Source organism: Secundilactobacillus hailunensis (assembly GCF_005405185.1).
Taxonomy (GTDB): domain Bacteria; phylum Bacillota; class Bacilli; order Lactobacillales; family Lactobacillaceae; genus Secundilactobacillus; species Secundilactobacillus hailunensis.
Genome location: NZ_BJDO01000041.1, coordinates 17614 through 22951 on the forward strand (window position 1 = coordinate 17614; position 5338 = coordinate 22951).

Consider the following 5338-nt stretch of genomic DNA (forward strand, 5'->3'; position numbering starts at 1 on the left):
GAAGCCGTCTTGCTTACCGTCAGTACCAGTGTGTGGCTTAACCGTTGGAGTCTGACCATCTTTACCGTTAGTACCATCTTTAGGTGCAGCAACTGTACCAACCGTCTTGACAGAGCCGTCTGGATTAGTGATGTAGAACTCGTATGATGTTGTGCCATCATCATTCTTAATAGCCTTAACCTGTGGTGTCTGGCCGTCTTTACCAGCAGCACCATCTTTACCGTTAGTCCCATTAATGCCGTCCTTGGGCGCGGCAACCGTACCTAAGATTGTATCATCGGAACCATCACCTTTAGTACCAGGCAGGTAGAATTCGTAGATTGCATTGCCATCTTTATCAGTGCCTGCCTTAACTTGCGGCGTTTGACCGTCAGCACCTTTGGCACCCTTAGGAACTGTAACTGTGTTGCCATCACTGAAGTGAACCACTGTGTTGCCAGCTTGATCAGTAGTTTGACCAGTGACTGTCAGGTCCTTACCATTGGCACCATCTTTACCATTCTGGCCATCTTTACCATTCAAAACAGTGTAATCAACACCGTTCAGCGTGTAGGTGTAACCGTCTTGTTTACCGTCAGCATCAGTGTGTGGTTTAACCGTTGGGGTTGCGCCATCTTTACCGTTGGTGCCGTCTTTAGGTGCGGCAACTGTACCAACTATCTTGGTAGAACCGTCTGGATTAGTAATGTAGAACTCATAGTCCGCGTTGCCATCTTTATCAACACCAGGCTTAACTTGTGGTGCTTGACCATCTTTACCGTTAATACCATCTTTAGGTGCGGCAATTGTACCCAAAATCGTATCATCGGAACCGTCACCTTTAGTACCTGGCAGGTAGAATTCAAGCGTCTTGTTCCCCGCTTGATCCGTAACTTCCTTAACCGATGGTGTTTGACCATCTTTACCATTTGTCACGTTAACAACTTGTGGTGCGTCAGTAGAACCCGGCTTCGTAATAGTGATTGTGTTACCGATGACCGTCTTACCATCAGCACTCAACAATGGTGTTGTAGTGATTACTGGAGAAATTCCATCAGTACCGTTAGTACCATTGGTGCCGTTCTTAATACTGCCAACTTTGTTACCGTCAACCATGATGTCGTAACCGTTTACATTGCCTTGACCATCTTTAGTTTCGGTAAATTGAGGCGTTGAGCCGTCTTTACCATTGGTAATCGTCCCGGCTGGTTTACCATCAATCGTGATGGTGTAACCAGTGACGTTACCATCTTTATCAGTGGTTGGCGTCATAATTGGTGAAGCACCTGTGGCACCTGTGGCACCAGTATCACCCTTATCACCTTTGTCGCCTTTGACACCGTTCAAAATGGTACCGGAATCCTTGCCGTCAATGACCAGTGTGGTTCCAATTTGAGTCTTACCATCAGTTCCCATAAGCGGCTTAGTTGTTACAACTGAACCAGGTTTACCGTTAGTAACGGTCAGTTGACCACCATCAGCGGGTTTGCCATCAGGACCAGTGATAGTAAAGTGATAAGTCGTGGTTGGATTACCATTGGCATCCGTACCAGTAGTGGTCTGGGTTGGGTCAATGGTTGGTGTGCTACCATCTTTGCCGGCAGCACCAGTATCACCTTTAGCACCCTTGGTAGCAGTGAATGTCCCAACTGTCTTACCTGCACCATCGACTAATACATAAGTGGTATCGCCATTTGCATCAGTCTTGGTTTGTGCTGGGTCAACTGTTGGTGTATCACCATTCTTACCGTCTTTACCATCTTTAACTGTCAGTGTACCGCCAGGAACCTTTGTACCATCTGGTTTAGTGACAATAAATTGATAAGTCGTGGTTGGATTACCATTACTATCTGTACCAGTAGTGGTCTTAGATGGGTCAATTGTTGGTGTGCTACCATCTTTGCCGGCAGCACCAGTGGCACCAGTATCACCTTTAGCACCCTTAGCAGCGGTAAACGTACCAACTGTCTTACCTGCACCATCGACTAATACATAAGTGGTATTGCCAGCTGCATCAGTCTTGGTTTGTGCTGGATCAATGGTTGGCGTATCGCCATTTTTACCATTCATAATTGTTCCGGCTGGTTTATTGTCAATGAAGATCGTGTAACCAGCTGCGTTGCCATCTTTATCAGTAATTGGCAAGAGCTGTGGTGATGAACCATTAGCACCGGCATCACCCTTATCACCTTTATCACCCTTGGCACCTTTAGCAATTGTAGCCGTCTTTCCATCGGAGAACTTCACAACTGTGTTGCCATTTTCGTCAGTAGTGGTACCTGTAACGGTGATGGACTGACCATCTTTAGGTGCAGCAACGGTCCCCAAATTCGTATCATCGGAACCATCACCCTTAGTACCTGGCAGATAGAATTCGTAGATAGGATTACCATTCTTATCAGTACCAGCCTTAACCTGTGGTGTTTGACCATTTTGACCATCTTTACCATTCATAACACTAATCACTTGCGGTGCGTCAGTAGAACCCGGCTTCGTAATAGTGATTGTGTTAGCAATAACTGTCTTACCGTCAGCGCCTAACGTCGGCGTTGTAGTGATTACTGGAGAAATTCCGTTAGTACCGTTAGTGCCATTCTTGATGCTGCCGACTGTCTTACCGTCGACCACAATGTCATAGCCATCCTTTGTCGCAGTAAATTCAGGAGTAGAGCCGTCTGTACCATTTCTCAGGGTACCAACAGTCTGAGTACCAACCTTAATGGTGTAAGTGCCAGTTGGGTTGCCGTTTGTGTCAAGGTCTGGTGTGATAACTGGTGAATCGCCTTGTGGACCTTGGGCACCGTTCAAAATAGTACCGCCGTCTTTACCATCGACGAACAGCTGAACACCAATCTTATTACCGGCTGCATCAGTTACTGCCTTAGTGGTTACAACTGAACCAGGCTTGCCATCTGTACCATTGGTAACAGTACCAACTGTCGCGCCATTAACAGTGATGGTGTAACCAGTAACTTTACCATCTGTACCCTTGTTTTCAGTAAATTGCGGTGTAGAACCGTCTTTACCATCATGCAAGGTACCAGCAGGCTGACCATTAACCGTAATGGTATAACTTCCAGTTGGGTTACCGCCCTTGTCTTTATCAGCAGTAATCACCGGTGTAGCACCAGGATCACCCTTATCACCTTTAGCACCATTTAAAATGGTATCTTCATTTCTACCGTTAATAACTAGTGTAGTACCGATTACATTATTATCTTTGTCATAAGCGGGCTTGGTAGTAACCATTGGGATGGCACCATCTTTACCGTTAGTGAGTGAACCAACCTTGACACCATTTAACATGATATCGAAACCAGTATCCGTCTTGGTAAAGCTTGGCGTTGCGCCGTCTTTACCGTTAGTAACCTGAACCTTGTTGCCATCACCATCAGTAATCGTGTAACCAGTTGTCTTACCGTTACCATCAGTCGTTGGTGTGATAACTGGTGAAGCCCCTGGATCACCCTTTACACCCTGAGCCCCTTGAGCTCCAGTTGCACCGGTTGCGCCAGTGTCACCTTTAGGTGCCGTCAAAGTCCCAAGTGAATTACCTTTACTGTCTACAAGCGTGTAAACTTGGTTGCCATCCTTATCAGTCGTCGTCTTGCTTGGATCGATCTTTGGTGTATCGCCGTTAGTCCCATTCTTACCGTCGGTAACGGTCAGTGAACCGCCATCAGTGGGTTTACCATCAGGACCAGTGATCATGAAGTGGTAAGTCGTGGTTGGATTACCATTGGCATCCGTTCCAGTTGTCGTCTTGCTTGGATCAATGGTCGGTGTGCTGCCATCTTTTCCGGCAACACCCTGGATACCTTGAGCACCTGTATCACCCTTAGCACCCTTGTTAGCAGTGAATGTTCCAACTGTCTTGCCAGCGCCGTCGACTAATACATAGATGGTATTGCCATCTTTATCCGTTGTCGTCTGCTTAGAATCGATAGTTGGTGTACTGCCGTCTTTACCAGCTGCACCTGTATCGCCTTTAGCACCCTGAGCCCCTTGAGCTCCAGTTGCACCGGTAGCGCCAGTGTCACCTTTAGGTGCCGTCAAGGTCCCAAGTGAATTACCTTTACTGTCTACAAGCGTATAAACTTGGTTGCCATCCTTATCAGTCGTCGTCTTGCTTGGATCGATCTTTGGTGTATCGCCATTAGTCCCATTCTTACCGTCGGTAACGGTCAGTGAACCGCCATCAGCGGGTTTGCCATCAGGACCAGTGATCATGAAGTGGTAAGTCGTAGTCGGATTACCATTGGCATCCGTTCCAGTTGTCGTCTTGCTTGGATCAATGGTCGGTGTGCTGCCATCTTTTCCGGCAACACCCTGGATACCTTGAGCACCTGCATCACCCTTAGCACCCTTGTTAGCAGTGAATGTTCCAACTGTCTTGCCAGCGCCGTCAACTAATACATAGATGGTATTGCCATCTTTATCCGTTGTCGTCTGCTTTGGATCAATAGTTGGTGTACTGCCGTCCTTACCGGCTGCACCTGTATCGCCTTTAGCACCCTGAGCCCCTTGAGCTCCAGTTGCACCGGTTGCGCCAGTGTCACCTTTAGGTGCCGTCAAGGTCCCAAGTGAATTACCTTTACTATCTACAAGCGTGTAAACCTGGTTGCCATTGGCATCAGTCGTCGTCTTGCTTGGATCGATCTTTGGCGTATCGCCATTAGTTCCATTCTTACCGTCGGTAACGGTCAGTTGACCGACATCAGCGGGTTTGCCATCAGGTCCGGTGATCATGAAGTGGTAAGTCGTGGTTGGATTGCCATTGGCATCCGTACCAGTTGTCGTCTTGCTTGGATCAATGGTCGGTGTGCTGCCATCTTTTCCGGCAACACCCTGGATACCTTGAGCACCTGCATCACCCTTAGCACCCTTGTTAGCAGTGAATGTTCCAACTGTCTTGCCAGCGCCGTCAACTAATACATAGGTGGTATTGCCATCTTTATCCGTTGTCGTCTGCTTAGGATCGATAGTTGGTGTACTGCCGTCCTTACCAGCTGCACCTGTATCGCCTTTAGCACCCTGAGCCCCTTGAGCTCCAGTTGCACCGGTTGCGCCAGTGTCACCTTTAGGTGCCGTCAAAGTCCCAAGTGAATTACCTTTACTGTCTACAAGCGTGTAAACTTGGTTGCCATCCTTATCAGTCGTCGTCTTGCTTGGATCGATCTTTGGTGTATCGCCGTTAGTCCCATTCTTACCGTCGGTAACGGTCAGTGAACCGCCATCAGTGGGTTTACCATCAGGACCAGTGATCATGAAGTGGTAAGTCGTGGTTGGATTACCATTGGCATCCGTACCAGTTGTCGTCTTGCTTGGATCAATGGTCGGTGTGCTGCCATCTTTTCCG

General features: G+C 47.8%; 1 protein-coding gene. It reads right to left on the reverse strand.

The window, feature by feature from the left end:
• A partial coding sequence (locus FFM73_RS12790; protein ID WP_373278660.1) for a beta strand repeat-containing protein occupies positions 1-5338 on the reverse strand: 5338 nt, incomplete at both ends.